The sequence below is a fragment of the Micrococcus sp. 140720015-1 genome (assembly GCF_053627595.1).
In genome coordinates this window covers 261,951-286,273 of record NZ_JBSEYC010000002.1, presented here as the reverse complement: position 1 = coordinate 286,273, position 24,323 = coordinate 261,951, and the positions used below count along the sequence as shown (strand labels likewise).

Here is a 24,323-nt window from a genome sequence, read left to right as displayed (position 1 = left end):
CACCAGACTCGCCATCCACACACGATAGAAGTGAGAGAGATGACTGCCACCATCACTGACCAGGGCACCGGGACCCCCACCGGCGGTGCCACCGGACGCGTGTCCCGCGTCATCGGCCCCGTGATCGACGCCGAGTTCCCGGCCAACGCGATGCCGGAGATCTACAACGCGCTGACCACCGAGATCGACCTCAACGGCCAGCGCCGCACGGTCACCTTCGAGGTCGCCCAGCACCTCGGCGACAACATGGTCCGCGCCATCTCCCTGCAGTCCACCGACGGCCTGGTGCGCGGCACCGACGTCGTGGACACCGGCGCCCCCATCTCGGTGCCGGTCGGCGACGCCGTGAAGGGCCACATCTTCAACGTGCTCGGCGAGACCCTGGACATGCCCGCCTCGCAGCTGCAGGCCGAGGACCGCTGGCCGATCCACCGCCCGGCGCCGAACTTCGCCTCCCTCGAGGGCTCCACCGAGATGCTGGAGACCGGCATCAAGGTCATCGACCTGCTGACCCCCTACATCAAGGGCGGCAAGATCGGCCTGTTCGGCGGCGCCGGCGTGGGCAAGACCGTGCTCATCCAGGAGATGATCACCCGTGTGGCCCGCAACTTCGGCGGCACCTCCGTGTTCGCCGGCGTCGGCGAGCGCACCCGTGAGGGCAACGACCTCTGGGTCGAGATGGACGAGGCGGACGTCCTGAAGGACACCGCCCTCGTGTTCGGCCAGATGGACGAGCCGCCGGGCACGCGTCTGCGTGTGGCCCTGTCCGCGCTGACCATGGCGGAGTACTTCCGCGATGTGCAGAACCAGGACGTGCTGCTGTTCATCGACAACATCTTCCGCTTCTCGCAGGCCGGTTCCGAGGTCTCCACGCTGCTGGGCCGCATGCCCTCCGCCGTGGGCTACCAGCCGAACCTGGCGGACGAGATGGGTGTGCTCCAGGAGCGCATCACCTCGACCCGCGGCCACTCCATCACCTCGATGCAGGCCGTGTACGTCCCCGCGGACGACTACACCGACCCGGCCCCGGCCAACGTGTTCGCGCACCTGGACGCGACCACCAACCTGACCCGTGACCTCGCGTCCCGTGGCCTGTACCCGGCCGTGGACCCGCTGGCCTCGACCTCGCGCATCCTCGACCCGCAGTACGTGGGCCAGGACCACTACGACGTGGCCATCCGCGTGAAGCAGATCCTGCAGAAGAACAAGGAGCTGCAGGACATCATCGCGATCCTCGGCGTGGACGAGCTCTCCGAGGAGGACAAGATCACCGTGGGCCGCGCCCGCAAGATCGAGCAGTTCCTCTCGCAGAACACCTACACCGCCAAGCAGTTCACCGGCGTCGAGGGCTCCACCGTGCCGGTCAAGGACACCGTCGAGGGCTTCAAGGCCATCGCCGACGGCGACCTGGACCACGTCGCGGAGCAGGCCTTCTACAACGTGGGCGGCCTGGACGACGTCGAGCGCGAGTGGGCCAAGATCCAGGCCGAGGGCTGATCGATCATGGCTGAGCTCAACGTCGAGATCGTCTCCGAGGAGCGGTCCATCTGGTCGGGCGCCGCGTCGGCCGTGTCGGCGCGCACCGTCAACGGTGAGATCGGCGTCCTCCCGGGCCACACCCCGATGCTCGCCGTCCTCGGCGACGGCGAGGTCGTGGTGCGCACCACGGACGGCGGCACCGTCACCGCGCAGGCCCACGGCGGCTTCTTCTCCGTGGACCACGACCGTGTCGTGATCGCCGCGACGTCCGCCCGGCTGGGCGACGCCGCGGCGGCCTGACGCGGCGCGGCAGGACCTGACGGTGGAGGGCCCGGTGCTCATCGCCTCGGCGACCGTGGCGGCAGTCATCGTGCTGTCGGCACTCGCCCTGGTGATGCGGCGCCGGGCCCTCGCCCGTGTCACGGCCGCCTTCCCGGCGGTCCTGGAGCGGGAGGGCCCGGGGCGTGAGCGCGTGATCGGCGTCTACGACGAGTCCCGCCTGCGCCTCACCGGGCGCCGGCGCCTCTCTCGGGAGCGCTGGAGCGCGGACCGGAGCCGCCTGCAGATCGACCGCCTCCCGGCGGACGAGGCCGGCCGGGCCGTCCTGGAGCTGAGCGCCGGCGCACGTCCGGTGCGCGTCGTCGTCGACCCCGACGACGCCGGCGCCCTGCGCGCCTGGAGCGAGGCGGGGCCGTCCGCGGCGTCGTCCTTCTGGCGTCGCTGAGCCCGCCCGGCGCCTCAGAACAGGCGGGACTCGGCGTCGTCCACGCCGCGCATCGCGTCGTAGTCGAGGGTCACGCAGCGGATGCCGCGGTCCTCGGCGAGGGTGCGGGCCTGGGGCTTGATCTGCTGGGCCGCGAACACGCCGCGCACGGGCGCCAGAAGCGGGTCCCGGTTCATCAGCTCGAGGTAGCGGGTGAGCTGCTCGACCCCGTCGATGTCCCCGCGGCGCTTGAGCTCGACCGCCACGGTGCCGCCGTCGGCGTCGCGGGCCAGGATGTCCACGGGGCCGATCGCCGTCATGTACTCGCGGCGCACGAGGGTGTGGCCGTCGCCGAGCAGGCTGATCTGCTCGGCCAGCAGACGCTGCAGATCCGCCTCCACGCCGTCCTTGACGAGGCCGGGGTCCACGCCGAGCTCGTGGGAGTCGTCCGCCAGGACCTCCTCGATGAGCACGATGAGCCGGTCGTCGGACTTCTTGGCCTGCACGCGCCAGACCTGCGTCACCCCCTGGTCGGCCTGGTCGGGGGAGGGCTCCTCCACGTGCAGGGTCGCGGGCGGCGACATCCAGTTGAGGGGCTTGTAGGAGCCGCCGTCGGAGTGCACCAGCACCGAGCCGTCCGCCTTCACCATGAGCAGGCGGGTGGCGGTGGGCAGGTGGGCGTTCAGGCGGCCCTCATAGGTCACGGAGCAGCGGGCAATGACGAGTCGCACCGGTCCATCCTAGGCGGACCGCGCCCACCGGCTCGTGTGCCAGCATGGGGGCATGCCCCGTTCGAACCGCCCCCGCCGCTCGTCCACGCCTCGGCGGAGCGAGCGCGGGGCCTCCGGCGCCTCCCGGCGGTCCCGGCCGTCGCCGGGGCGCGCCGACCCGCTCGAGGAGCTCCTCGGGCTGGACGCGGGCTACTCGCGCCAGTTCGGGTCCGACGGCGGCTGGCACGTCCGGCAGATCCCCGCGTGGCGCGCGGTGAAGGACTACACGTGCCCCGGCTGCGGTCGGGTGATCCGGCAGGGCCAGGCGCACCTCGTGGCCTGGCGCGCCGACTGGATCATGGGGGACGAGGACGCGGGCGCGGACCGGCGGCACTGGCACCCGGTGTGCTGGCGCGCCCGACCGGGCCGCTGAGCGCGACGGTCCGGGCCGCGCCGCCGTCGTGGGCCTACCGGGCGTCCTGGCGGGGGATGAAGACCTCGCGGACCAGCAACAGCAGCGCGGCGGCGAGCGGGATCGCCATGAGGGCGCCGAGGACGCCGAGCAGCGCGCCTCCGGCGATCACCGCGATCACGGCCACGGCCGCCGGCACGGACACCGCGCGCGCCATGACGCGCGGCGAGATGACGTAGGCCTCGATCTGGAGGTAGACGAAGTAGATGGCCGCGAACACGGCGGCGGTCTGCCACGAGGTCAGCAGGCTCACGAGGGTCAGCAGCGTGCCGCCGATCGCGGCGCCCACCAGCGGGATGAAGGCCATGAAGGCGGCGATCGCGGCGAGCAGGACGGCGAAGGGGGCGCCGGCGATGGCCAGCGCCGTGAACGCCACCGCACCGTTGAGGGCGGCCACGAAGGACTGGCCCATCACGTAGTGGCCGACCGAGGAGGTGATCTGCTCGGACAGCGCCTCGATCCGGGGCCGGCGCGAGCGCGGTGCGAGCCGGTAGGCCCAGTACTTCATGTGCGGCAGGGAGGAGAGGAAGTACAGCGTCAGCACGACCACCACGAGCACCGAGAAGACGGCGTTCAGCACGGTCTGGCCGAAGCCGAGGAGCCCGCCGAACAGGTCGGTGACGGCGGCGCCGTCGGCGGCGAGGCGCTCGGTCTGGGCGCGGACGGCCTCCTGGAGGTGGAACTCCTCGTCGAGCTGCACGAACCACTCGGCCCGCATCACCCCGTCGATGATGGCCGGCAGGTCCTGGACCAGCTGGGTGGACTGCTCGATCACCGTGGGGACCAGGAGGGCGACGAACGCTCCGGCCACGGCGGCCAGGCCGAGCGCGGCCGTGAGCACGCCGACCCAGCGGGGCGCGCCCCAGGACTCGACCCGGCGCACCAGCGGGTCCAGGCCCAGGGCGATGAACAGGGCCGCGGCGATCCACACGATCAGCTGCCCGTTCGTGCGCAGCACCGAGACGACGCCGATGGCCAGGGCCACGCCGACCGCGAGCAGGAAGCCGGTCAGCACGGGGGACGCGACGGCCACGGCCGCGACCGCCGGATCCTCGGCGCCGTCGGCGGGGACCGACTCGGGGTCCACCCGGTCCTCCTCGAGGAAGGGACGGCGCCGCCGCAGGACGGAGCCCAGGCGGAGCAGTCGACGACGCCCGGCGGGCGCCGGCCCGTGCGACGGCGGCGCGGCGGCCACCCCGACCGGCTCCACGGGGACGCCGGCCACGGGCGGCTGCTCGGCGCCCTCGGGCTCGGCCGGGGCGCGGACGTCGGCGACGCCGGCGGCGTCCGGGCCGGATGCGGTCTCCTTCTCCTCCACGCGCTCAGCGTACGTCAGGGCCCCGGTCTGACCGCGCCGCGCCCGGGAGGCTACCGTGGGGCCCAGTGACAACGCCCCTCGCCCCGGCGACGGGGCGGCCCCGGACCGGAAGGATCGTGACCGACGTGACCGCCCAGCCCCCCTCCGACGCCCCGTCCCACCTGCGCGGCGCCGTCGACCTGTCCTCGCTCGGCACCCCGGCCCCGGCCGGGCGCACCGCGCCGGGGGCCGACGCCGGCGCCGGCGGCGGCTCGTGGGTCATCGCGGACGCCGACCAGGGTCTGCTGCAGCAGCTGGTCCAGCTCTCCGCCCAGGTGCCGGTGCTGCTGCACCTGCACGTGCCCGGGGCCGCGGCGAGCGAGGCGCTCTACCGGCAGTTCGCGGACGCGGTCGACGCCCAGGCGGGACGGCTCGTGCTCGCGCGTCTGGACGTGGCGAAGGAGCCCGCAGTGCTGCAGGCGCTCGGCCTGGGGGCCGGCCCCGCGGTCATGGCCGTGGTGGCGGGGCAGCCGGTGCCGCTGGTCAATCAGGAGGTGCCGGAGGAGACGCTGCGCCAGCTCATGGGGGAGATCCTCGAGGTGGCCCGTCAGAACGGCGTCGCCGGCACCGTGCCCCCCGTCGCCCCGGCGCGCCAGGACGCCGGCGCCGCGGCCGCGGAGGCTCCGCCCGTGCCGCCGCTGCACCGGGCCGCCCACGAGGCCCTCGCCGCCGACGACCTGCCCGGGGCCGTCTCGGCGTGGGAGGCGGCGCTGGCCGACAGCCCCGCAGACGCCGTGGCCCAGCAGGGCCTGTCCGCGGCCCGCCTCATGCTGCGCACCCGCGACGCCGACGCCGCGGCGGTGCGCGCGGCCGCCGCGGACAGCCCGGACGACGTCGCCGCCCAGCTCGCCGTCGCCGACCTGGACGTGCTCGGCGGCCACGTGGAGGACGCCTTCGCCCGGCTCGTGCGGTTCATCGCCCTCCACCCCGGCGAGGACCGTGAGACGGCGCGCGCCCACCTCGTGGACCTCTACACGGTGGTGGGCACGGACGACCCCCGCGTGCAGGCCTCGCGGCGCCGGCTGGCCGCAGCGTTGTTCTGAGGGACCCACGGTTCATCCCTGAGGAGGACGCCGTGTCCGCCTGACGGTGGGTAACGTCCCAGGCATGACTCCGCACGAGCCCGAGCCTGCCCCCGCCCATCTCGCGGCCACCGCCCGTCGGCGCGCGGCGGACGCCCCCGATCCGGACCTCGCCCTCGTCACCCGCGGGCTGACCCAGCGGTTCGGGGACAAGCTGGCGCTGGACGCGCTGGACCTGGACGTCCCGGCCGGCTCGTTCTTCGGGGTGGTCGGGCCCAACGGGGCGGGCAAGACCACGGCCCTGTCCATGGCCACCGGGCTGCTGCGCCCGGACCACGGCCGCGCCTGGATCCACGGCGTCGACGTGTGGGAGCAGCCCCTCGAGGCCAAGCGCCGGGTCGGCGTGCTCGCCGACGGCGTGCGGACCTTCGATCGCCTCACGGGCGCGCAGCTCGTGACCTACGCCGGGCTGTTGCATGGCCTCGACGCGGACACCGTGGCCGAGCGGACCGCGGACCTGCTGCGGGTGATGGACCTGGAGGACGCGGGCCGCAAGCTCGTGGCCGACTACTCCGCCGGCATGACCAAGAAGGTGTCCCTGGCGGCCGCCATGGTCCACGCCCCGGACCTGCTCGTCCTGGACGAGCCGTTCGAGGCCGTGGACCCGGTCTCCGCCGCGAACATCCGGGACATCCTGCACTCGTATGTGGAGCGGGGCGGCACCGTGATCGTCTCGAGCCACGTGATGGACCTCGTCCAGCGCATGTGCACCCACGTCGCCGTGATCGCGGCCGGGACGCTGCGGGCCGCCGGCACGCTCGAGGAGGTCCGGGACGGGCGCGACCTCGAGGACCGCTTCGTGGACCTCGTCGGCGGCCGCCACGGCTCGGAGGGGCTGGCATGGCTCTGACGCTCGTCCGACTGCGCTGGACGCTGACCCTGAACCAGTGGCGCCGGTCCCCGTTCACCCTGGTGATGAGCGTGCTCGGCGCGCTGTACGTGCTCGGCATGGCCGCCGTGGCGGTGACGCTGCTCGTCACGGGCCTGCCCGCCCTGCCGGACGAGGCCCGCGGCGCCACGACCGTGCTGGCCGCCGCCGTCGTGGTGCTCGCCTGGCTCGTCATCCCGCCGTTCGTCACGGGCGTGGACGCCACGCTCGACCCGCACAGCTTCGTGCTCTTCCCCGTTCCGGCCCGCACCCTCATCGCCGGGCTGGTCCTGAGCGCCTTCACGACGCCGGTCGGGCTCGCCACGCTGGCCGTGCTGCTGGGCCTGGGGGCCAGCTGGTGGGACCGGCCGGCCGCGCTGGCGGCGGGCCTGGTCGGGGGCGCGCTCACCGCGGTGACCGCCGTGGCGATCGGCTCCGGCCTCGCCGGCCTCCTGGCCGCCTACGCGAGCCGGCGTCGGGTGCGGGACGTCGTCTCCGTCCTGCTGTTCATCCCGCTCATGCTCGGCGGCCTCGCCCTCTCGCGGGCCATCGCGTCGTTCGAGGACTTCCTGGCGATCGCGCCCCAGATCGCCCGCGGCGCGGCGTGGACCCCGTTCGGGGCGGGCCCCGCCGCGGCGTGGGCGGCCGCCGAGGGCCGCGGCGCCGCCGTCGCGCTCCACCTCGCGGTGGCGGCCGCCTGGTGCCTGGCCGCCCTGGCCCTGTGGCACCTGGCCGTGCGCCGCACCGTGGAGCCGGTGGCCGTGGGCGGCGGTCGGTCCCGCCGCGTCGCCGCGGGAGCGGACCCGACGCCGCTTCGCTGGCTGGGCCGACCGGCCACGGGCCCGCGCACCGCGATCGCGGCCCGCGCCCAGCGCTACTGGCTGGCCGACCCGCGGTACGCGGCCGGGCTCATCATCATCCCGCTCATGGCCGTCCTGCTGTGGTTCACCGGGGGCATGGCCGGGGAGGGGGGTCCCGGACTGGGCCTGCTGCTGGTCCTCGGGCCGATCACCGCCTGGTCCCTGGCCTACTCGATCTCCGCGGACATCGCCTACGACCACACGGCGTTCCACCTTCACGTCGTCTCGGGCGTGCGGGGCGTGGACGACCGCTGGGGCCGGGTCCTGGGCCTGGCGGGCTGGGGCGTGCCGATGATCCTCCTCGTGACGACGGCGACGGTGGCGGCGGCGGGGGAGTGGTCCCTCCTGGCGCCGATGCTGGGCCTGGCCCTCGGCCTGTTCGGGACGACCGCCGGGCTGTCCGCGTTCGTCTCCGCCCGTTTCGTGTACCCCGTGCCGAAGCCGGGAGACAGCCCGTTCAAGACGCCGCAGGGTGCGGCCATGCGCACGATGCTCGTCCAGGGCGTCTCGCTGCTGGTGAGCCTCGCGCTCGCGGTGCCGTTCCTGGCGCCCTTCGTGGTCTGGCTCGTCACCGGGGCCGCCGTGTGGGGTTGGGTGACGGTGGCCCTCGGGCTCGCGTGGGGCGCCGTCGCGCTGTGGCTGGGCGTGCGCCTGGGGGCGCGCTGGTACGACCGCGCGCAGGCCGAGACCTACCAGGCCGTGGCCGCCTTCTGAGGGGCGCGGCTAGACTGGCCTGCATGAGTGTGACCGGCGAACCCGACCTGAACGACCCCTTCGCGCCCGCCGGCGGCGGCACGTCCGTCCTCGAGCGTGAGGAGCTGCGGCAGGAGATCGAGCCGGGCGACCACGAGCGCTTCGCCCACTACGTCCGCAAGGAGAAGATCACGGAGTCCGCCGTCACCGGCGCCCCCGTGATCGCCCTGTGCGGCAAGGTGTGGGTGCCGGGCCGGGACCCGAACAAGTTCCCCGTGTGCCCCACGTGCAAGGAGATCTACGAGGGCCTGCGCGAGCCGCAGGACGGCGGCGACGGCGACGGCGGCGGCAAGCGCGGTGGCTGGTTCGGAGGCCGCGGCCGTGGCTGACGGCCGCTCCCTGACGAGCGGCACCCCGGACGGCAGCGTCCAGCACGACCTGTTCCACATCGGCGAGGACCTTCCCCCCGCCATGCCCGAGCGCGCGGCGTGGGGGACGGCCCCCAAGCTGCGCCAGTGGCAGCAGGAGGCGCTGGAGCGCTACCTCCAGACCGCCCCGCAGGACTTCCTGGCGGTCGCGACCCCCGGCGCGGGCAAGACGACGTTCGCGCTGCGCGTGGCCAAGATCCTGATGGACTCCGGCGTCGTGCAGCGGCTGACCGTCGTCGCGCCCACGGACCACCTCAAGCGTCAGTGGGCGGACAACGCCGCGCGCGTCGGCATCGCCATCGACCCGAACTTCAAGAACGCCGACGGGCGGCACGGCGCCGAGTACCGCGGGGTGGCACTGACGTACGCCCAGGTGGCGAACAAGCCCGTCCTGCACCGCAACCGCACCGAGGCCGCCAAGACGCTGGTGATCCTGGACGAGATCCACCACGGCGGCGACGCCCTGAGCTGGGGCGAGGGCATCCGTGAGGCGTTCGAGCCGGCCACGCGGCGGCTGTCCCTGACCGGCACCCCGTTCCGCTCGGACACCGCCTACATCCCCTTCGTCCGCTACGAACTCGGTGCGGACGGCATCGAGCGGTCGAAGGCGGACTACACGTACGGCTACGGCCCGGCGCTGCGGGACCACGTGGTGCGCCCGGTGATCTTCATGGCCTACTCCGGGCAGATGCGCTGGAAGACCTCCACCGGCGAGGTCATGGAGGCTCAGCTCGGCGAGGCCGCCACGAAGGACATCACCGCCTCCGCGTGGCGCACCGCGCTGGACCCGGCGGGCGAGTGGATCCCGTCCGTGCTGCGCGCGGCCGACCGGCGGCTCAGCGAGGTGCGCCGCAACGTGCCCGACGCCGGCGGTCTCGTGATCGCCACGGACCACCAGGACGCGCGCGCGTACGCCGCGCAGCTCGAGGCGCTGACCGGCCAGCGGCCGGCCGTGATCCTCTCAGACGACAAGGGCGCCTCGGACCGCATCGAGGAGTTCGCCGCGTCGGACGAGCGATGGATGGTGGCGGTGCGCATGGTGTCCGAGGGCGTGGACGTGCCCCGCCTGTGCGTGGGCGTGTACGCCACGTCCACGTCGACGCCCCTGTTCTTCGCCCAGGCCGTGGGCCGCTTCGTGCGCTCCCGGCGGCGCGGGGAGACCGCCTCGGTGTTCCTGCCGTCCGTGCCCGCGCTCATGCTGCTGGCCAACGAGATGGAGCTCGAGCGGGACCACGCGCTGGACCGCAAGGAGGGCGCCGTCGAGGTCGAGGACCTCGAGGACGCCCCCGAGGAGGACCTCATCGCGGAGGCCAACCGGGCCGAGAGCGGCTCGGACGCGCTGACACGGGAGAAGTTCGAGGCCCTCGAGTCCCGGGCGAGCTTCGACAAGGTGCTCTTCGACGGCGGCGAGTTCGGCCTCGGCGGCGCCGTCGGCTCGGAGGAGGAGCAGGACTTCCTCGGCATCCCGGGCCTGCTGGACGCCGAGCAGGTCTCCGCCCTGCTGCGGCAGCGGCAGGCCGAGCAGATCCAGCGCCGGCCGCGTGCGCAGGCGGCCGAGCCCGCCGACGTCGTGGACCACCGGCGGATGAAGGAGCTGCGCTCCGAGCTGTCCAAGACGGTGTCCGCCTGGGCGGCCCGTTCCGGCCAGCCGCACGGGGTGATCCACAACCGCCTGCGGGAGATCTCCGGCGGCCCCGCCGTGGCCCAGGCCTCCCGCGAGCAGCTGGAGAAGCGGCTGAGCACCCTGCGCGGGTGGTTCGTCGGCCGGACCTGAGGTCCGTCGGGGTCGCGGCGGGCGCCATCCCGGCCCTGGTCGGCGCGCTGTGTCAGGAGCTCGTGGACATCGTGGCCATCGTCAACGCGCTGCGCGCCATGAAGCCCGGCCCGCACGAGGCCGAGCGGCTCGGCGATCTCGCCGCCGCCCCCGCTCGGGGGCAGCGGCAGGCCGTGCCGGCCTGGGCGCCGGGCTCAGCCGTCCCGGGACTGGAAGCGCACGAAGGCGCGTAGCTCGTCGCCCTCCACGTCACGGGACTCGCGGAATCCATGGGCCTCGTAGAAGGCGCGCTGGCGCTCCTCGGTGTCCGTGAGCAGCACGTGCTGACGCACATGGCCGAACCGGGCGAAGACGCGGCGCAGCAGCTCGGAGGCGATGCCGCGGCGCTGGTGCCCCGGATCCACGAGGATGTCCTGCAGGTAGGCGATGGTGTGTCCGTCGGAGACCACGCGGGCCAGGCCGACCAGACGGCCGCCGTCGAAGGCGGTCACCACGGTGGCCGAGCCCTGCAGCCCGCCCATGAGCGTGTCCGTGTCCGCCGTGTAGGCGGACCAGCCCACGGCGTCGTAGAGGGCGCGCACGTCGTCGGCGGCCGGGATCGCCCCGGAGAGGTAGCGGATGCCGTCCCGGTCTGCGGCGATGGGGGAGTCGGTCATGGCTGCTCTCCTCGTCTGCGTCGGGCGCCGGCTCCGGCACGCCCGCCGGGGCCGCGTGCCTCCATCATGCCGCACGTCGTGACATTCGTCACTGCCGCGACGTGCGGCGCCTCAGAGGCGACGCGGGCGCTGCGCGGGTTCGAACCCGCTCACGAGGTCGCCAGGATGGCCCCGGCGGCCTCCATCTCGTGGAGCGCGGCCTGGGCGGCCGCCTCGTCGACGCCGGCGACCAGGTCGGTCAGCACGGTGACCTCGTAGCCGGCGTCGAGGCCGTCGAGCACGGTGGCGCGCACGCAGTGGTCCGTGGCGATGCCCACCACGGTGATCGCGTCCACGCCCTGCTCCCGCAGCCACTCGTCCAGGCCGGGCGCGCCGGCCTCCACGGCGGCCGCGGCCACGGCGGTGGCCCCGTACGGGCCGACGGTCCCGGAGGGGCGCTCGCCCGCGGCCCCGGTCGGGACGGCGTCGGGCTCGCCGAGGGCGCCGTCGAAGCCGGAGTAGGCGTCCGTGTGCAGGCCCTTGAGGAACTCGGCGTCGAGGTGCTCGACGTCCAGGTCGGGGTGCAGCTCGGCGCCGGCGGTGCCGGCCACACAGTGCACCGGCCAGGTGGTGCGGAAGTCCGGCTCGGCGCCGGTGGCCACGGCGAAGTGCGTGCCCGGGTCGACGTGCCAGTCGCGCGTGGCGGCTACGGCCGCGTAGGCGTCCGCGTGCTCTGCCAGGTGCTCGCTGACCCCGGCCGCGACGGCGGCGCCGCCGGTCACGCCGAGGGCGCCGCCCTCGCAGAAGTCGTTCTGCACGTCCACGATCACCAGGGCGCGGTTCAGGTTCTCCACGGGTCAGTCCTCCAGGAAGATGGTCGGGATGGCGGGGTCGCCCGGCTGCAGGCGGCCCACCGAGGCGGGCAGCTCGCGCAGGGAGGCGGCGTGCCGCTCGGCGGCGCGGGTGACGGCCTCGGGGCCGGTCCAGCCCTCGGCCAGCTCGCCGGCGTGCACGAAACGGTGCAGCAGGGGACGGTCGTCGGCGTCGGGCGCGGCGCCGCGGTTGACGCCGATCACCTCGGCGGTGGCCCGGCCCCGCCGGTCGCGGCGGCGCGCGGCCTCCTTGCGGCCGCCCCGGCTGGCCTTGCCGGAACTGGCCTTGGCCACGTCCACCCACGTGCCGTCGTCGTCCTGGCGGGCCACGAGCTTGTAGACCATGGAGGCGGTGGGCGCGCCGGATCCGGTGACCAGGCGCGTGCCCACGCCGTACGAGCTGACGGGGGCGGAGCGCAGGGCGGCGATCGCGTACTCGTCCAGGTCCGAGGTGACCATGATCCCGGTCTCGGTGTTGCCCAGCTCGTCGAGCAGCTCGCGCACCCGGTGGGCCTGGATCACCAGGTCGCCGGAGTCGACCCGGACGTTCCGCAGGGCCGGGCCGGCCACCTCGACCGCGGTGCGTACGCCCTCCTCCACGTCATAGGTGTCCACGAGGAGGGTGGTGTCCGCCCCGAGCGCGGCGACCTGGGCCTCGAAGGCGGCGCGCTCCGAATCGTGCAGCAGGGTGAAGGAGTGGGCGGCGGTGCCGACGGTCGGGATGCCGTACCGGCGGCCCGCCTCGAGGTTCGAGGTCGCGGTGAAGCCCGCGATGGCCGCGGCGCGAGCGGCGGCCACGGCGGACTCCTCGTGCGTGCGGCGCGAACCCATCTCGGCGCACGGGCGGCCGTCCGCGACGGACGTCATGCGGGAGGCGGCGGAGGCCACGGCGGAGTCGTAGTTGTAGATGGAGAGCAGGTAGGTCTCCAGGATGCACGCCTCGGCGAACGTCGACTCCACCTGCAGGAGGGGGGAGTGCGGGAAGTAGGCCTCGCCCTCGGCGTAGCCCACGATGTCGCCCGTGAACTCGTAGTCGGCGAGCCAGGCCAGCGTGGCGTCGTCGAGGGCGGTGGTGTCCGCGAGGAAGTCGAGCTCGGGCGTGTCGAACCGGAAGCGGGACAGGCCCTCCAGCGCGCGGCCCACGCCGGCCACCACGCCGTAGCGGCGGCCGCTGGGCAGGCGTCGCGTGAACAGCTCGAAGCGGGAGCGGCGGTGCGCGGTGCCGGCCTTCAGCGCGGCCTGGAGCATGGTCAGCTCGTAGTGGTCGGTCATCAGCGCCGTGGGGATCTGCCAGTCGTCGGCGGTCCGCGGGGCGCTGGGCACGGGGTTCTGGCTCACGCGCCCACCCTAGTGGACCGTCGCGGGGCCGGTCCTGGCCCGCTCGCCTCGTACACTGGGGCGCATGTCCGTGCTGACCCGCCACGATCCGTCCGCGCCGCGCGCCGTGCGTCCAGCGCCGGGCGAGTCCGTCCCCGCCGGCGCCGCCGACACCGCCCTGCTGGAGCGGCCGCACGAGGACACGGCACGGGACCGGCCGTGGAACGTCGTGGTGTGGAACGACCCGGTGAACCTGATGAGCTACGTCGCCTACGTGTTCCGCACCCACTTCGGCTACTCCGCCGCCAAGGCGCAGCGGCTCATGCTCGAGGTCCACGAGCGGGGCCGGTCCGTGGTGGCGACGGGCACCAAGGAGAAGGCCGAGCTGCACGTGGGCGCGATGCACGGCTACGGGCTGTGGGCCACGCTGGAGCAGGCGGAGGACTGAGGAGGGGCATGGCAGAACGGTTCCGCTGGACGCGGCGGGGGTACACGGCGCAGCTGGAGCTGCCGGAGGTGCGCCTGCTGCGCGGGCTGGTCAGGGACGTCGTCGCCCTGCTCGAGGGCCGACGCGCGGACGTGCGCCCCGCCGAGGCGGACCCCGCCGGGGCCGTGGCCGCCGACGACGGCGTCGACACGCTCGACGACATCCCGGCGTTGCCGCCGTCCGTCCCTGCCGCGGAGGACGCGGGCCCCGTGGCCGGACTCGACGAATCCGACGCCGCGTTCTGGGGGCTGGTCTCCGGTCTGCACCTGAGCCAGGACCCGGAGCCGCAGCGCTCGGCCCCGGCCGACCCGGCCGTCGCACGCCTGCTGCCGGATGCGATGCCCCGGGCCGGCGCCGCCGAGCAGGGCGCCCACCGGGCCCTGACCGAGGACGCCCTGTCCGAGGGGAAGCTCGCGGACGCGCGCCTGGCACTCGAGCTGCTGCGCTCGACGCGCGTGGAGGTGCCGCATGACCAGGCGCCGGCCTTCGGCCGCGCGCTCAACGACGTGCGCCTCGTCCTCGCCGCCCGCCTGGGCGTCGAGACCGAGGAGGACGCCGCCCGCGTGCACGCCGTGGACGACTGGCGCAGCGCGGAGGACGTCGAGTCCACCATGGCCCTGCTCTACAACTTCACCTCGTGGCTGCTGGAGACGCTCATGACGGAGATGCTCAGCGAGCTGCCCGAGGGTTCGGACGAGTCCGCTCCGGGCGCCGGGGACGCGGAGGACGAGCAGTGACCGGCCGGCGCACCGTCGTGGACGCCGCCGCGCCGATCGGCGTGTTCGACTCGGGCGTGGGCGGGCTGACCGTGGCCCGGGCGATCATGGACCAGCTGCCCCACGAGTCCATCCTCTACGTGGGCGACACGGAGCACTCGCCGTACGGCCCGCGGCCCATCGCCGAGGTGCGGGCCCTCGCCCTGGCGATCATGGACGAGCTCGTCGCGCGGGGCGTCAAGGCGCTCGTGATCGCGTGCAACTCCGCGTCGGCCGCCGTGCTGCGCGACGCCCGCGAGCGCTACACGGGAGGCCACGGCATCCCCGTGATCGAGGTGATCCAGCCCGCCGTGCGCCGCGCCGTGGCCGCCACCCGCACGGGCCGGATCGGCGTGATCGGCACCGAGGCGACCGTCGGGTCCCGCGCCTACGAGGACTCGTTCTCGGCCGCCCCGCACCTCGAGATCACCTCGGTCGCGTGCCCGCGGTTCGTGGAGTTCGTGGAGGCCGGCATCACCACCGGCCCCGAACTGCTGGAGACCGCCCGGGAGTACACGGCCCCGCTGCGTGCGGCGGGTGTGGACACCCTCGTGCTGGGATGCACCCACTACCCGTTGCTGACCGGCGCGCTCTCCCTCGTGATGGGGGAGGACGTCTCGCTCGTCTCCTCCGCGGAGGAGACCGCCAAGGACCTCTACCGGGAGCTGGTCCGCCTCGGCCTCGAGCACCCCCACTCGGCCGCGGGCTCCGGCCAGGCCACCCGCCACCGCTTCGCCGCCACCGGCGACCCCGACCACTTCCAGGCCCTCGCGCGCCGCTTCCTCGGACCCGAGGTCGAGTCCGTGCGACGCCTGGAGACGATCGGCGCGCCCCGCCCCGCGGCCGCGCCGGTCCCGACGCGCTCGACGGCCTCCGTCCGGCCGGGCGCCGAGCAGGAGGGTGTGACGTGAAGCTGACCATCATCGGGGCCTCCGGGTCCTTCCCCGGCCCGGGCTCGCCCGCCTCGTGCTACCTCCTCACCGCCGAGGGCGTGGCCGAGGACGGCGTCACCCCGCGCACGTGGCGGATCCTGCTGGACCTCGGCAACGGCGCCCTCGGCGTGCTGCAGCGCTACGTCGAGCTCGAGGACCTGGACGGCATCCTGCTCTCCCATCTGCACCCGGACCACTTCATGGACCTGTGCGGGATGCACGTGGCCATCCGCTGGAACCCGGCCGGCTGGGGCCGCGGCCGGCTGCCCGTCTACGGACCCGCCGGCACCGCCGACCGCATCGCCGAGGCGTACGGGATGGACCCCGAGCCGGGGATGCACCAGGACTTCGAGTTCCGGTGCTGGACCGCCGGCCGCACCGAGCGGCTGGGTCCGTTCCGGTTCACCCCGGTCCCCGTGCGCCATCCCATCGACGAGGCCTACGCGATCCGGGTCGAGGTGGACCGCGTCGACGACGACGGCGACGTCACCACCCGCGTGCTCACCTACTCCGGGGACACCGACGCGTGTGAGGGGCTCGTCGAGGCCGCGCGGGACGCGGACGTGTTCCTGTGCGAGGCCGCCTTCCACGAGGGCCGGGACGACGGCATCGACGGCGTCCACCTGACCGGCCGACGGGCCGGTGAGACGGCGGCGCAGGCCGGGGCCCGGAAGCTGCTGCTCACCCACCTGCCGGTGTGGAACGATCCGCAGCGCGCCGTCCAGGAGGCCCGCGAGGTGTACGCCGGCCCGCTGGCGGTCGCCGTCTCGGGGCTGAGCTACGGCGTCTGAGGGCGTGCCTAGACTGGAGGCCATGAGCTCTCCCGCCACCACCGCCCCACGCCCGGACGGCCGCGCCGTCGACGAGCTGCGCCCCATCACCATCACCCGGGGCTGGTCCCGGCAGGCGGAGGGCTCGGCCCTGATCGAGTTCGGGAACACCCGCGTGCTGTGCACCGCCTCCTTCACCGAGGGCGTGCCGCGCTGGCTCAAGGGCGAGGGGACCGGCTGGGTCACCGCCGAGTACGCGATGCTCCCGCGGGCCACCAACGAGCGCAGCCAGCGCGAGTCCGTCAAGGGCCGGATCGGCGGGCGCACCCACGAGATCTCCCGCCTGATCGGCCGGTCCCTGCGTGCCGTCATCGACCTGTCCGCCCTGGGGGAGAACACCATCGTCCTGGACTGCGACGTCCTCGACGCCGACGGAGGCACCCGCACCGCCGCCATCACGGGCGCCTACGTCGCCCTCGCCGAGGCGGTGGCCTGGGCGCGGCGGGAGGGGATCCTCGCGAAGGGCGCCGCCGTCCTCAAGGACTCCGTCGCCGCGGTGTCCGTGGGCATCGTGGACGGGGTGCCCGTCCTCGACCTGCCGTACGTGGAGGACGTGAAGGCGGAGACGGACATGAACGTGGTCGTCACCGGCGCCGGGGAGTTCGTGGAGGTGCAGGGCACCGCCGAGGGCGTGCCGTTCACCCGCGCCGAGCTGGACACCCTGCTGGACCTGGCCCTGATCGGCACGGGCGAGCTGGCCCGCATCCAGGCCCAGACCCTGGCCGCCGCCACGGAGGACCGGGCGTGAGCGCGCCCGCCTCCTCGCCGTCGGGCCTGCCGGAGGGCGCCCGCGTCGTGCTCGCCACGCACAATGCGGGCAAGGTGCGCGAGCTGCGGCAGCTGCTCGCCGGCGCCGTGCCCGGCCTCGACGCGGAGACCGCGGTGGTGGACGCGGGCGCCGTGGGCGCCCCGGACGTCGTCGAGGACGGCGTCACGTTCGCCCAGAACGCGCTGAAGAAGGCCCGCGCCGTGGCCGCGCACACCGGGCTGATCGCCGTCGCGGACGACTCCGGTCTGGCCGTGGACGTGCTGCACGGCGCCCCCGGGATCTTCTCGGCCCGCTGGGCCGGGCGCCACGGGGACGACCGTGCCAACCTCGAGCTGCTGCTGGCCCAGCTGGCCGACGTGCCGGACGAGCATCGGGGCGCCCAGTTCGTGTGCGCCGCCGCGCTCGCCGTCCCCAGCGGCCCGGACGCCGCGGGCACCCGGGCCATCCACGTCGAGCACGTGGAGCACGGCCGCCTGCCCGGCACGCTGCTGCGCGAGCCCGTGGGGGACGGCGGCTTCGGCTACGACCCGATCCTGCGCCCCGAGGGCCGGGACGTGTCCACCGCGCAGCTGAGCCCCGAGGACAAGAACGCGATCAGCCACCGGGGGCACGCCTTCCGCGCCCTGCTGCCCTACCTGGTGGACGCGCTCGACGCGCGCCCGTGAGCGGCGGGCGCGTCCCCGTGCCGGGGCTGGACTTCACCGCGATCGACTTCGAGACCGCCAACGGCTTCCGCGGCTCCCCGTGCGCCGTGGGCGCCGTCCGGGTGCGGGACGGGGTCATGGTGGAGCGCGCCGAGTGGCTGATCCGTCCGCCCGTCGGCTTCGACCGGTTCGATCCCCGCAACGTGCGCATCCACGGCATCACCGAGGACCGCGTCCTGGACGCCCCCCGGTTCGCGCAGGTGTACGACGAGCTCGCGGACTTCGTGGGGACGGACGTGCTCGCGGCGCACAACGCGGGCTTCGACGTCGGCGTCATCGAGTCCGGCCTCGAGGTCTCCGGCCGGGACGTGCCGGGCCTGGAGTTCGTGTGCACCCTGGTGCTGGCGCGCCGCGTCTACGACCTGCCCTCGTACGCCCTGCCCTCCGCGGCGCGCGAGGCCGGGTTCACCCCGGGGCGCCACCACGACGCACTGGCCGACGCCGAGGCCTGCGCGGCCATCCTCGTGGACATCGGCCGGCGCGTGCTGGGGGCGCCGCCGGCCGACGCGGACGTCCTGCCGGGGCTGACCGACGCGCCGGCCGGCCGCGGCGTCGACCGCCTGATGCGGGCCCAGGGGCTGAGCGTCAGCGTCCTCGCCCCCCGGGCGGCGGGATCGGGCTCCGAGTCGAAGGCCACCCGCCAGGCCCGGCGCACCGAGGGCGTCTTCGACGCGCGGGTCCCGCTGCGGGACGAACGCGCCATGCCCGACTTCATGCGCTGGCCGGACGAGGGCGTCAATCCGCTCCCGAACCCGGCCGCCGACCCGGGCCACCCCCTGTTCGGCCAGACCGTGGTGTTCACGGGCGGCATCGGCATGTCGCGTCAGAGTGCCAAGACGCGCGCGGCCGCGCACGGCGCGCAGACCGCGAACCGGGTGGGCGCGGCCACCACGATGCTCGTCGTGGGGGACGGCTTCGAGGCCGCGGACCTGCACCGCCCCCGCGCCGAGGACGGGGCACCGCAGGCCGTGACCACGGCGCTGGCGCACCGCAAGACGCGGGACGCCCTGCGCCGGCGGGACCGTGGGCAGGCCATCGCCCTGGTCTCCGAGGGGGAGTTCCTGCAGATGCTCGACGGGAACCGGCCGGACGCCGCGCGCTGAGCCGCTCAGGTGGTCGCGGCGTTCCAGCGCCGGGCGGCCTCCAGGACGACCTCGCGCTCGGCGATCCACCCCGGGACGGAGGCCTCGGCCGCGGCGCGGTCCGCGGGGTCGTGCGCACCGAACACGGCGGTGCCGTGCGCCGCGCCGAGCACCTGCCCGGCCAGCGAGGCCGTGGAGTCGGAGTCGCCGTCGTGGTTCACGCCGATCCGCAGCGCCAGGGCGAGCGCCGCCGCCGGATCGACCGGGTGCGCCGCCTGCGCGGTGAGCGCGGCATACAGCGCGATCGCCAGGGCCTCCTCCGCGACCCAGCCCTCGCCGAGCGCGGTGGGGAGGGCGCCGGGGGCGCCGGGGTCGGCGTCGACGGTGCCGGCCAGGTCGACCGCCGCGGCGACGGCGGCGCGGGTCTGCTCGGCCTCCTCGCCCAGGCCGTCGAGCCACGCGCGGGCATGCGCGACCGCGGCGGCCAGGTCCAGGCCACGCAGCAGCGCCGCGACGACGAGGGCGTAGGCCGCCGCCGCGACCCACGCGGTGGGGTGGCCGTGCGTGAGGACGGCCCCCTGGCGGGCGAGGGACACGACGTGCGGGTCCTCGAGCCCCGGGACCATCCCGTACGGGGCCGAGCGCATCACCGTCCCGCAGCCCTTCGAGCCCGGGTTGTGCGGGTCGCCCGGCAGGCCCATCCCCGGTTCGGCGAGCCCGCTCAGGCACGCGGTGCCCGGCGCGCGGCGCACCTTCAGCTCCGCGTGCGCGTCGATCCAGCGGGGCGGGGCCGGGGGAGCGCCCTCGGGCAGCGCGCCGTCCTGCGTGGCGAACCAGCGCAGGCACGCGAGCCACACGCACGCGGCGGGATCGGCCGGGACGCCGTCGTTCTGCCACTCGATCCACTCGAGCAGGCCGTCGAGCACGTACAGCGTCAGCTGCGTGTCGTCGGTGATCGGCAGGGCGTGGGCGCCCTCCTGGGCGAGCAGGTCCGCGGCGTCGGTGACGCCGGCGGGGCCGTGCACCGCAGCGATCCCCGACGCGGGGGTGAACTCGACGACGCCGCCCAGCGCGTCCCCGGCGGCACCGGCCGCGAGGAGGGCCAGGACCCGATCGGCGTGCTCGGGGCCGGGCAGGGGCATGGACGAGGAGGCGGTGGGATCGGGCGCGGTGGCGGACATGCCGCCATCGTACGAGCTGCACCGCGTCGTGCTTATCCCGTCCGCACCCTCCCTAGAGTGGGCCGCATGATCCTGCTGCACACCTCGGACTGGCATCTGGGCCGGTCGTTCCACGGCACCGGGCTGCTCGAGGCCCAGGAGGAGGTCCTGGACGCCCTGGTCGCGACCGTGACGGAGCGCGGCGTGGACGTCGTCCTGCTGGCCGGGGACGTGTACGACCGCGCGCTGCCGCCGGCGGAGGCCGTCCGGCTGCTGGACCGGACGCTCACCCGGCTGCACGCGGCCGGCGCCCAGGTGGTGCTCACGAGCGGCAACCACGACTCGGCCGTGCGCCTCGGCTTCGGCGGCGGACTCCTGGCGGCCGCGGGCGTGCACGTGCGCGCGGACGCGGCGGAGCTGGACCGCCCGGTGCTGCTCGCCGAGCCCGGGGTCGACGGCGGCGCGGGCCAGACCGTGGCCGTCTACGGCATCCCCTACCTCGAACCGCGTCACCAGGGACCGGCCTGGGGCGTGGAGCCCCACCACACGGCCGTGCTGACGGAGGCGGTCCGCCGCGTCCACGCCGATCTGGCCGCCCGCCGCGCCGCGGCGCCGGAGCCGGTGGCCGCCGTCGTGCTCGCCCACCTGTTCGCGGCCGGGGGCCACGGCTCCGAGTCCGAACGGGACATCGGCGAGGGCGAGCACGTCGAGCCGGACGCCCCGCCCGAGATGCTGGTGGGCACGCTGGGGCAGGTGCCGGTCTCCGTGTTCGACGGGCTCGACTACGCGGCCCTGGGCCACCTGCACGGCCGCCAGCGGCTGGCCGAGCACGTGCGGTACTCCGGTTCTCCGCTGCCGTACTCCTTCTCCGAGGCGGGCCACCGCAAGGGCGGCTGGCTCGTCCACGTCACGGGCGGGGCCGTCACCGGCGTCGAGGCCGTGGACTGGGACGCCGGGCGGCGCCTGGCGGTGCTGTCCGGGCCGATCGAGGACCTGCTGGAGTCCCCGGAGTTCGCGTGGGCGGAGCAGTGCTGGGTGCAGGTCACCGTCACCGACGACGAACGCCCCGAGCGGGCCCTGGAGCGCCTGAAGACCCGGTTCCCCTCCGTGCTCGTCTTCCGCCACGAACCGGCCGGCGGGAGGCGGGCCCGGGAGCGGACCTACGCCCAGGTCCTGCGGCAGGCGCCCTCGGACCACGCGCTCGCGGTCGGTTTCGTGGACCACGTCCGGCAGCGGCCGGCCAGCGAGGCCGAGCAGGACCTGCTGCGGGACGCCCTCGAGGCCGCTCGCGCGGGGGAGGTGCGCGCATGAGGATCCATCGGATGCGCCTGGAGGGGCTCGGGCCCTACGCCCAGGCGCAGGACGTCGACTTCGACCGGCTCAACGCGGCCGGCCTGTTCCTGCTGGACGGGCCCACCGGCGCGGGCAAGTCCACGGTGCTGGCCGCGCTGTGCTTCGCCCTCTACGGGACCGTGCCGGGCGGACGGTCGGCCGAGTCGCTCGTGACCACGCTTCGCGAACCCGGCGCGGTGATCCCCGAGGTGCAGGTCGAGTTCACCGTGCAGGGCCGGCGCTTCGAGGTGGTCCGCTCGCCCAAGCACGAGCGACCCCGCCGACGACGCAGCGCGGCGGGGGGCGCCACCGTCAGCACGCAGGCCACGGTCTCCCTGCGGGAACGCGTGGCCGGGGAATGGACGGCGCCGCTCACCCGGGCGGACGAGGTCGGCCAGCAGATCGCGGCCGTCCTGCACCTGGACGCCGAGCAGTTCATGCAGGTGGTCCTGCTGCCCCAGGGGCAGTTCGCCCAGTTCCTCACCGCGAAGTCGGATGAGCGCCGCGTCCTGCTGCGGCGGCTCTTCGGCACGCAGCGCTTCGACGGCGTCGAGGAGAACCTGCGCGTCGAGACGGCCCGGCTGGACACCGCGGTGGCCGTGGACGCGGACGTGGCCCGGACCGCGCGGGCGCAGCTGGCCGAGGCGCTCCACGAGGCGCTCGGCCCGGACTGGCATGCGCCGGAGCCGTCACCGGACACGGACGACCGGGTGCTCGCCCTCGCCGCCGAGCGCGCGGGTCGCGCCCACGAGGACGCGCGGGCCGGCCTCGCCACGGCCCGCGCCGCGGAGCAGCGGGCCCGGGTGACGGCGCGTGAGCTGGAGACCCGAGGGCGGGACCTGGCCGCGGCCGAGGCGTGGGCGAGCCGTCGACGCGACCACGACGCCGAGGCCGAGACCGCCGCCGCACGGCGCCGCGCCGTCGACGCCCATGAGCGCGCCGGGCGGGTGCTCGCGGCCGCCCAGCGGGCCACCGCGGCGGCGGACGCCGCCGGCACCGCGTCGGAGACGGTGACGGAGGCCCTGGCGCACGTCGAGGACGAGCCGACCGCGGCGGCGTGGCTCGCCGCCGCCCGGGCGGACGGGGCCGCCGACGCGCCCGCCTCCCGCCAGGCGCTGGGGGAGGCCGAGCGCGCCGCGGAGGCGGTGGCGCGCGCCGTCCAGGACCGTGCCCGGATGGGCGAGCTGGAGCAGGAGGCGGCCGCCGCGGCGGAGCGGCGGGCCGAGATCGGCCGCGACCGCGCCGCCCTGGTCGAGTCCCGCCCCGAGCGTGAGGCGGCCGTCGCGGCACACCGCGCGGCCGTCGAACGCGGCACCGAGCGTCTCGGCGCCCGGGAGGCCGTGGACCGCGCCGTGTCCGAGGCTGCCGCGCGCCGCACGGCCGCCGAGGCCGCGGCCGCCCGCGCCGTCGAGGCAGAGACCGCGGCCCGGGCCCACCGGGAGGCACAGGAGCGGCGACGCGAGGCCGCCGAACGGCACGTCGGTCTGCTGCGTGTCCGGTACGAGCAGGCCGCCTCCGACCTGGCGGAGCGGCTCGTGCCCGGCGAGCCGTGCGCCGTGTGCGGCTCGCCCGAGCACCCGGCCCCGGCCGCCACCGCGGACACCACGGTGACCGAGGTGGACGTGCGGGACGCCGAGCAGGCCCGGACCGCGGCCGACCGCGCCGCGACCGACGCCGAGACCGCCCTGCGCGCCGCCGAGCAGACCCTCCGCACGGCGCGCGAGGCCGCCGCCGGGCTCGCACCCGAGGCTGCGCGGGAGGCGCTCGAGCGCGCCGAGGCCGAACGGGCCGCGCTGGACCAGGCGGCGAAGGACCTCGCCGCGGACCGCCGTCGGCTGACCGCCGCCGAGAAGACGCTCGCCAGGGCCGACGAGACCGCCGCCGCGCTCGCGGCCGAGGACGGCCGGCTCGCCGAGGCCGCCGCCCACCGTGCCGCCCGGCTGACCGAGCTGCGGGACGCCGTCGAGGCCGCCCGCGGCGACGCCGAGACCCTCGACGCCCGCCGCGACCAGGTCACCGCCGCACGCCGGGTCCTGGCCGCCCTCGCTGCGGCGCAGGACGAGGACGCGCGCACCCGGGCGGTCGCCGACGAGACCGGCCAGGCGCTCACCGCCGCACTGGTCGAACAGCGCTTCGACGACGTCGACGCGGCGCGCGCGGCCCGCCTCGAGGAGACGGACGCCGCCGCCCGCGCGGCCGCCGTGCAGGAGTGGGACGCCGAACGGGCCCGCCTCGCCGAGCTCGAGGCGAGCGAGCCCGTCCGCCGGGGCCGCGCCCTCGCCGAGGCGGGCGTCGAGCCGCCGACCGAGGAGCAGAACCGCGCCGCCGCCGAGGCGCTCGCCGCGGCCGAGGCCACGAGCTCGTCCCGGGCGACGGCGGTCGGGCGACTCGATTCGCTCGTCGCCACGGTGCGCCGCCAGTCGGCCGCCCTGACCGAGGTCCTGGAGCGGTCCGCCGGGCTCATCGCCGAGCACACGCGGGTGCGGGGGCTGCTCGACCTCGTCCGCGGCGGCGGGGAGAACCTGCTCAAGATGCCCCTGACGAGCTACGTCCTCGCCGGGCGGCTCGAGGAGGTCGCCGCCGCGGCCACCGAGCGTCTGCTCGCCATGACGGACCAGCGGTATTCGATCGAGTACTCCGACGCCGTGGGCGGGCGCGGGAACAAGGGCCTCGAGCTCGTCATCCGGGACCACTACGTGGACGAGACGCGCCACCCGGCCACGCTCTCGGGCGGCGAGACCTTCATGGCCTCCCTCGCCCTCGCCCTGGGGCTCGCGGACACCGTGCAGGCCGAAGCCGGCGGCATCGAACTGGACACGCTCTTCGTGGACGAAGGCTTCGGCTCCCTCGACGCGGACACCCTCGACGACGTCCTGGACGTCGTGGACACCCTGCGGACCGGCGGCCGGACCGTGGGCCTCGTCTCCCACGTCGAACGGATGCGGCAGGAGATCGGCGTGCGCCTCGAGGTGCGCAAGGACCGGCGCGGCTCGAGCCTCGCGGTGCACGACGGCGCCTGAGC

General features: G+C 75.3%; 25 protein-coding genes. 19 read left to right on the top strand and 6 right to left on the bottom strand.

The genetic code is table 11. The features are described 5' to 3' along the window. The first annotated feature begins 39 nt into the window (after window positions 1-39). The 3 genes from atpD to ACUXPL_RS04595 are packed head-to-tail and all read left to right on the top strand — an operon-like array spanning window position 40 to window position 2,203. On the top strand, window positions 40-1,497 hold the full coding sequence (gene atpD / locus ACUXPL_RS04605) for a F0F1 ATP synthase subunit beta (RefSeq protein WP_044659202.1): 1,458 nt from the start codon (window positions 40-42) through the stop codon (window positions 1,495-1,497). Between the two features lie 6 nt (window positions 1,498-1,503). Next, the gene (locus tag ACUXPL_RS04600) at window positions 1,504-1,779 is read left to right on the top strand and encodes a F0F1 ATP synthase subunit epsilon (RefSeq protein WP_200968574.1); all 276 of its coding nucleotides are present in this window, start codon (window positions 1,504-1,506) and stop codon (window positions 1,777-1,779) included. A gap of 55 nt (window positions 1,780-1,834) precedes the next feature. Then, a complete protein-coding gene (locus ACUXPL_RS04595; protein WP_454182226.1) occupies window positions 1,835-2,203 on the top strand; it encodes a DUF2550 domain-containing protein in 369 nt (122 codons plus the stop codon). A 14-nt stretch (window positions 2,204-2,217) separates the two neighbouring features. Here ACUXPL_RS04595 and nucS read toward each other — a convergent pair whose 3' ends face one another. Beyond that, complete coding sequence (gene nucS, locus ACUXPL_RS04590; protein WP_002857250.1) at window positions 2,218-2,913, bottom strand: endonuclease NucS; 696 nt, start codon at window positions 2,911-2,913, stop codon at window positions 2,218-2,220. 52 nt (window positions 2,914-2,965) lie between these two features. On the opposite strand from nucS, the gene ACUXPL_RS04585 reads away from it, so the two are divergent. Continuing rightward, window positions 2,966-3,325, top strand: coding sequence for a hypothetical protein (locus ACUXPL_RS04585; RefSeq protein WP_454182224.1), 360 nt, complete (start codon window positions 2,966-2,968; stop codon window positions 3,323-3,325). A gap of 34 nt (window positions 3,326-3,359) precedes the next feature. On the opposite strand, the gene ACUXPL_RS04580 is transcribed toward ACUXPL_RS04585, so the two are convergent. Then, the gene (locus tag ACUXPL_RS04580; RefSeq protein ID WP_454182222.1) at window positions 3,360-4,682 is read right to left on the bottom strand and encodes an AI-2E family transporter; all 1,323 of its coding nucleotides are present in this window, start codon (window positions 4,680-4,682) and stop codon (window positions 3,360-3,362) included. A gap of 125 nt (window positions 4,683-4,807) precedes the next feature. Between ACUXPL_RS04580 and ACUXPL_RS04575 the strand changes: the two genes are divergently transcribed. The 6 genes from ACUXPL_RS04575 to ACUXPL_RS04550 all read left to right on the top strand — a co-directional run bounded on the left by ACUXPL_RS04575 (window position 4,808) and on the right by ACUXPL_RS04550 (window position 10,659). Beyond that, a complete protein-coding gene (locus ACUXPL_RS04575; protein ID WP_454182220.1) occupies window positions 4,808-5,764 on the top strand; it encodes a co-chaperone YbbN in 957 nt (318 codons plus the stop codon). Window positions 5,765-5,828: 64 nt separating this feature from the next. Then, the gene (locus ACUXPL_RS04570; protein ID WP_454182218.1) at window positions 5,829-6,653 is read left to right on the top strand and encodes an ABC transporter ATP-binding protein; all 825 of its coding nucleotides are present in this window, start codon (window positions 5,829-5,831) and stop codon (window positions 6,651-6,653) included. Continuing rightward, a complete protein-coding gene (locus ACUXPL_RS04565) occupies window positions 6,644-8,245 on the top strand; it encodes a Tat (twin-arginine translocation) pathway signal sequence (RefSeq protein ID WP_454182217.1) in 1,602 nt (533 codons plus the stop codon). The genes ACUXPL_RS04570 and ACUXPL_RS04565 overlap by 10 nt, the downstream gene beginning before the upstream one ends. A gap of 23 nt (window positions 8,246-8,268) precedes the next feature. Beyond that, a complete protein-coding gene (locus ACUXPL_RS04560) occupies window positions 8,269-8,613 on the top strand; it encodes a DUF3039 domain-containing protein (protein ID WP_010079007.1) in 345 nt (114 codons plus the stop codon). Beyond that, window positions 8,606-10,426, top strand: a complete 1,821-nt coding sequence (locus ACUXPL_RS04555; protein WP_454182215.1) for a DEAD/DEAH box helicase — start codon at window positions 8,606-8,608, stop codon at window positions 10,424-10,426. Before ACUXPL_RS04560 ends, ACUXPL_RS04555 begins: the two co-directional genes overlap by 8 nt. Beyond that, a complete protein-coding gene (locus ACUXPL_RS04550) occupies window positions 10,405-10,659 on the top strand; it encodes a hypothetical protein (protein ID WP_454182213.1) in 255 nt (84 codons plus the stop codon). The genes ACUXPL_RS04555 and ACUXPL_RS04550 overlap by 22 nt, the downstream gene beginning before the upstream one ends. On the opposite strand, the gene ACUXPL_RS04545 is transcribed toward ACUXPL_RS04550, so the two are convergent. The 3 genes from ACUXPL_RS04545 to ACUXPL_RS04535 all read right to left on the bottom strand — a co-directional run bounded on the left by ACUXPL_RS04545 (window position 10,621) and on the right by ACUXPL_RS04535 (window position 13,271). Continuing rightward, window positions 10,621-11,082 carry a GNAT family N-acetyltransferase gene (locus ACUXPL_RS04545; protein WP_454182211.1) on the bottom strand — a complete coding sequence of 154 codons (462 nt, stop codon included), beginning with the start codon at window positions 11,080-11,082 and terminating at the stop codon, window positions 10,621-10,623. The genes ACUXPL_RS04550 and ACUXPL_RS04545 overlap by 39 nt on opposite strands. A 149-nt stretch (window positions 11,083-11,231) precedes the next feature. Next, window positions 11,232-11,915, bottom strand: a complete 684-nt coding sequence (locus tag ACUXPL_RS04540; protein ID WP_454182209.1) for an isochorismatase family protein — start codon at window positions 11,913-11,915, stop codon at window positions 11,232-11,234. Window positions 11,916-11,918: 3 nt separating this feature from the next. Beyond that, window positions 11,919-13,271 (bottom strand): nicotinate phosphoribosyltransferase, encoded by a 1,353-nt coding sequence (locus ACUXPL_RS04535; RefSeq protein WP_454182207.1) that lies wholly within the window; start codon window positions 13,269-13,271, stop codon window positions 11,919-11,921. Between the two features lie 64 nt (window positions 13,272-13,335). Here ACUXPL_RS04535 and clpS point away from each other — a divergent pair, with 64 nt between their 5' ends. Genes clpS through ACUXPL_RS04500 form a run of 7 tightly spaced genes read left to right on the top strand, consistent with a single transcriptional unit; the run spans window position 13,336 to window position 18,830 of the window. After that, window positions 13,336-13,698 carry an ATP-dependent Clp protease adapter ClpS gene (gene clpS / locus ACUXPL_RS04530; protein WP_063190330.1) on the top strand — a complete coding sequence of 121 codons (363 nt, stop codon included), beginning with the start codon at window positions 13,336-13,338 and terminating at the stop codon, window positions 13,696-13,698. Between the two features lie 8 nt (window positions 13,699-13,706). Beyond that, entirely contained in the window at window positions 13,707-14,474 is a 768-nt protein-coding gene (locus ACUXPL_RS04525; RefSeq protein ID WP_454182204.1) for a DUF2017 family protein, read from the top strand. Further along, window positions 14,471-15,403: a glutamate racemase gene (gene murI / locus ACUXPL_RS04520; protein WP_454182202.1), complete on the top strand. Its 933-nt coding sequence runs from the start codon at window positions 14,471-14,473 to the stop codon at window positions 15,401-15,403. Before ACUXPL_RS04525 ends, murI begins: the two co-directional genes overlap by 4 nt. Beyond that, window positions 15,400-16,215 (top strand): MBL fold metallo-hydrolase, encoded by an 816-nt coding sequence (locus tag ACUXPL_RS04515; RefSeq protein ID WP_454182200.1) that lies wholly within the window; start codon window positions 15,400-15,402, stop codon window positions 16,213-16,215. The genes murI and ACUXPL_RS04515 overlap by 4 nt, the downstream gene beginning before the upstream one ends. A 22-nt stretch (window positions 16,216-16,237) precedes the next feature. Further along, window positions 16,238-17,002 carry a ribonuclease PH gene (rph, locus tag ACUXPL_RS04510; protein ID WP_180537275.1) on the top strand — a complete coding sequence of 255 codons (765 nt, stop codon included), beginning with the start codon at window positions 16,238-16,240 and terminating at the stop codon, window positions 17,000-17,002. Further along, window positions 16,999-17,688, top strand: coding sequence for a non-canonical purine NTP pyrophosphatase (locus ACUXPL_RS04505; RefSeq protein WP_454182198.1), 690 nt, complete (start codon window positions 16,999-17,001; stop codon window positions 17,686-17,688). The genes rph and ACUXPL_RS04505 overlap by 4 nt, the downstream gene beginning before the upstream one ends. Further along, window positions 17,685-18,830, top strand: coding sequence for an exonuclease domain-containing protein (locus ACUXPL_RS04500; protein WP_454182196.1), 1,146 nt, complete (start codon window positions 17,685-17,687; stop codon window positions 18,828-18,830). The genes ACUXPL_RS04505 and ACUXPL_RS04500 overlap by 4 nt, the downstream gene beginning before the upstream one ends. Before the next feature lie 5 nt (window positions 18,831-18,835). Here the strand turns inward: ACUXPL_RS04500 and ACUXPL_RS04495 are convergent, their stop codons facing one another. Then, window positions 18,836-19,990, bottom strand: a complete 1,155-nt coding sequence (locus tag ACUXPL_RS04495) for an ADP-ribosylglycohydrolase family protein (RefSeq protein WP_454182194.1) — start codon at window positions 19,988-19,990, stop codon at window positions 18,836-18,838. A 66-nt stretch (window positions 19,991-20,056) separates the two neighbouring features. On the opposite strand from ACUXPL_RS04495, the gene ACUXPL_RS04490 reads away from it, so the two are divergent. Both ACUXPL_RS04490 and ACUXPL_RS04485 read left to right on the top strand, forming a co-directional pair. After that, window positions 20,057-21,280, top strand: a complete 1,224-nt coding sequence (locus ACUXPL_RS04490; RefSeq protein WP_454182192.1) for an exonuclease SbcCD subunit D — start codon at window positions 20,057-20,059, stop codon at window positions 21,278-21,280. A gap of 11 nt (window positions 21,281-21,291) precedes the next feature. Then, entirely contained in the window at window positions 21,292-24,321 is a 3,030-nt protein-coding gene (locus tag ACUXPL_RS04485; RefSeq protein WP_454182190.1) for an AAA family ATPase, read from the top strand. Window positions 24,322-24,323: the final 2 nt, after the last annotated feature.